Raw genomic sequence first — 3,648 nt, forward strand, 5'->3', positions numbered from 1 at the left:
GCGTCCGAGTTCGGACGCGCCCCGCTCCGTCGTCCGCACCGGGTCCCCGACCGACAGCGTGCCGGGGCCGGCGACCGCGAACTTGGCGCCGAAGGCCACCCCGCCCGCGGCGGCCCGGCGGTAGGCGGCCAGGGTGCGCAGCGGCTCGGGGCCGGCGCGGTCGCCGGTCGTCTGGTCGACGAGGGTGACCGCGCAGCGGATGGCGAGCTTGGCGTACCGGAGGGTGGCGTCGCCGATCTTCAGCGTGCGGGCACGGTCCTCGGTGTGCGGCGCCGCCCAGCCGTCGACCACGACGTTGGCGCGGAAGCGGTCGATCGGCACCGGGCGGCCGCCGCGCGCGGCGACGCGGGCGTTGAGGTGGTCGAGGGACGCGAGCGAGAGCAGGTGCACCGCGCAGCTGTCGGCGAACCCCGAGGTGCCGGGGGCGAGGCCGTCGGTGACCCGGTCGTGCTCGGGTGGCACCCGGACCAGGCGGCTGGGCGCGCCGAGCGCGGTGGAGAGCCAGTCGGCCGCCTCGGGGCCCTGGTCGATCCCGTGGAACGGGCTGTCGAACAGGGTGACCGGGCGACGGGGTCCGATGGCGTCGGTCGCGCACACGAGCGGGGGCAGTCCGGCCGCGCGCAGCGTGAGGCGGGTGCCGTCGGCGCTCGGTACCGGGTGGATCCGGGCGAGCCCGGGGTCGCGGCGCTGGCTGCGGAACCGGCCCTCCGCGTCGACGACCATGAAGGCGCGGTCGTGGGCGAGGCCCGCCGGGGTCAGCACGGCGCGGTCCAGGGACACCCCGGCGCAGCCCTTGATCGGATACGTCGTCAACCGCACGACCCTGGCCATGTGTCGTCTCCCTCGTCGGCCTACCATGATGCCGTCATGGACAGCGCTGATTTCCGTAGTTTCGTGGCCCTCGGCGACTCGTTCACCGAGGGGATGTCCGATGCCCTGCCGGACGGCACGTACCGGGGCTGGGCGGACCTGCTCGCGCTGCGGCTCGCCGGGCGGCGGGCCGGGTTCAGGTACGCCAACCTGGCGGTGCGCGGCAAGCTGATCGACCAGATCGCGCGGGACCAGGTGCCGGTGGCCGCGGCGATGGGCGCCGACCTGGTGACGCTGGTCGGCGGGCTGAACGACGTGCTGCGGCCGCGGTGCGACATGCCCGCGGTGTGCGACGCGTTGGAGCGGTCGGTGGCGACGCTGGCGCCGGCCTGCGGGACGCTGGTGCTGATGCGCAGCCCGGGGCGGCGCGGCCCGTGGCTGGGGCGCTACCGGGGCCGGATGGAGCAGTTGTTCTCCTTCGTCGACGGGCTGGCCGAGCGGCACGGCGCGGTGGTGGTCGACCTGTACGCGTCGCGGGCGCTCGGCGATCCGCGGCTGTGGGCGGACGACCGGCTGCACCTGACCCCGGAGGGCCACCGGCGGGTGGCCGAGGCCGTCTGGCAGGGGCTCGGCCACCCGCCGGCCTTCGACTGGGACGAGCCGCTGCCTGCCCTGTTGCCGCCCGGCTGGGCGGCGCGGCGGAGCGCCGACCTCCGCTTCACCCGGGTGCATCTGCTGCCCTGGATCGGGCGCCGGCTGACGGGCCGCTCCTCGGGGGACGGGCTGGCGCCCAAGCGCCCCGAGCTGGCGCCGCTGGCCTGGGAGGACCAGCCGACCGAGCCGGCGAGCGGCCCGTAGAATCCGGTGGCGTGACTGACAAGCCCCGCATTCCGAACGTCCTGGCCACCCGCTATGCCTCCGTCGAACTGGCGCGGCTGTGGTCCCCCGAGCACAAGGTGGTGTTGGAGCGCCGGCTGTGGCTGGCGGTGCTCCGGGCGCTCGAGGAGCTCGGCGTGCCGGTGGCGCCGGGTGCGGTGGCCGACTACGAGCGGGTGGTCGAGTCCGTGGACCTGGCCTCGATCGCGGAGCGGGAGCGGGTCACCCGGCACGACGTGAAGGCGCGCATCGAGGAGTTCAACGCGCTGGCCGGGCACGAGCAGGTGCACAAGGGCATGACGTCCCGGGACCTGACGGAGAACGTCGAGCAGTTGCAGATCCGGCTCTCGCTCGAACTGGTGCGGGACCGCTCGGTGGCGCTGCTGGCGCGGCTCGGGCGGCTCGCGGGCGAGTACGCCGAGCTGGTGATGGCCGGGCGTTCCCACAACGTGCCGGCGCAGGCCACCACGTTGGGGAAGCGTTTCGCCACCGCCGCCGACGAGGCGCTGGTGGCGTTCGGGCGCCTGGAGGAGCTGCTGGCGCGGTATCCGCTGCGCGGGGTGAAGGGGCCGGTGGGCACCTCGCAGGACATGCTCGACCTGCTGGGCGGGGACGAGCGGAAGCTGGCCGAGCTGGAGGGGCGGATCGCGGGCCACCTGGGCTTCGGTCAGGTGCTGACCTCGGTGGGCCAGGTGTACCCGCGGTCGCTCGACTACGAGGTGACCACGGCCCTGGCGCAGCTGGCGGCGGCGCCGTCCTCGCTGGCCAAGACGATCCGGCTGATGGCCGGTCAGGAGCTGGTGACCGAGGGGTTCCAGCCGGGTCAGGTCGGCTCCTCCGCGATGCCGCACAAGATGAACACCCGGTCCTGCGAGCGGGTCAACGGCCTGGCGGTGATCCTGCGCGGCCACGCGTCGATGACGGGTGAGCTGGCCGGGGACCAGTGGAACGAGGGGGACGTCTCCTGCTCGGTGGTGCGCCGGGTGGCGTTGCCCGACGCGTTCTTCGCGTTCGACGGTCTGGTGGAGACGTTCCTGACGGTGCTCGACGAGTTCGGCGCCTTCCGGCCGGTGGTGGCGCGCGAGCTGGACCGGTACCTGCCGTTCCTGGCCACGACCAAGGTGCTGATGGCGGCGGTCAGGGCCGGGGTGGGCCGGGAGACGGCGCACGAGGTGATCAAGGAGCACGCGGTGGCGTCGGCGCTGGCGATGCGCGGGGGCGCGGAGCGCAACGAGCTCCTCGACCGGCTCGCGGCGGACGAGCGGATTCCGCTCGACCGGGCCGGGCTCGACGCCCTGATGGCGGACCGGCTGTCGTTCACCGGTGCCGCGGCGAGCCAGGTGGCCGGCGTGGTGGCGCGGGTGGAGGACGTCGTCAAGCGCTATCCGGCGGCGGCCGGGTACCGGCCGGGCGCCATCCTGTAGCGCGTCGCCGGGTCGGCGGTGGCCGGCCGACGGCGTAGGTTGGTGCCGGCGTGCGGGGACTGACGTGGTCGGAGGCGGCGTGGGTGGGCTACTCGGCGGGGACCCTTCGCTGTTGCGCAGGATCAACTCGGCGGTGGTGCTCAAGGCGCTGCGGGACGCGCAGCCGTCCTGTTCGCTGACGGACCTGGCCCGGGTGACGGGGCTCTCCCGGCCCACCGTCGAGGGGGTCCTCGACGGGTTGGCCCAGGCGGGGCTGGTCACGGAGACGGACGCGCCCGAGCCGGGCGGCGCGCGCCGGCTCGGGCGCCCGGCGCGCCGGTTCCGGTTCCGTGCCGAGTCGGGGCGGGTGTTGGGCGTCGAGGTGGGGCCGCGACGGGTGTCCGCGGTGTTGGGCGACCTGCTGGGACGGCGGCTCGCCCGAGCCGGTTCGGACGGCGCGCTCACGGCCAACATCCTGGCCAGCATGAGCCACCTCGCGCTGCAACAGCGCCAGCCGGAGCAGGCGGCGAGGCTCGCGCGCGCTGGACGAAGTGAAGTC

General features: G+C 74.9%; 4 protein-coding genes. 3 read left to right on the forward strand and 1 reads right to left on the reverse strand.

Features of this window, described 5'->3' with window-relative positions; genetic code table 11:
• A partial coding sequence (locus tag E1283_RS33815) for an MOSC domain-containing protein (RefSeq protein WP_132821990.1) occupies window positions 1-831 on the reverse strand: 831 nt, incomplete at its 3' end.
• 36 nt (window positions 832-867) lie between these two features.
• On the opposite strand from E1283_RS33815, the gene E1283_RS33820 reads away from it, so the two are divergent.
• From E1283_RS33820 to E1283_RS33830, 3 genes are all read left to right on the forward strand, one after another.
• Window positions 868-1,668, forward strand: a complete 801-nt coding sequence (locus E1283_RS33820; RefSeq protein WP_132821991.1) for an SGNH/GDSL hydrolase family protein — start codon at window positions 868-870, stop codon at window positions 1,666-1,668.
• An 11-nt stretch (window positions 1,669-1,679) separates the two neighbouring features.
• The gene (purB, locus tag E1283_RS33825; RefSeq protein ID WP_132821992.1) at window positions 1,680-3,110 is read left to right on the forward strand and encodes an adenylosuccinate lyase; all 1,431 of its coding nucleotides are present in this window, start codon (window positions 1,680-1,682) and stop codon (window positions 3,108-3,110) included.
• Between the two features lie 79 nt (window positions 3,111-3,189).
• Window positions 3,190-3,648: helix-turn-helix domain-containing protein (locus E1283_RS33830; protein WP_132821993.1), on the forward strand; the 459-nt coding region annotated here is incomplete at its 3' end.

Source organism: Streptomyces hainanensis (assembly GCF_004348415.1).
GTDB lineage: Bacteria > Actinomycetota > Actinomycetes > Streptomycetales > Streptomycetaceae > Streptomyces > Streptomyces hainanensis.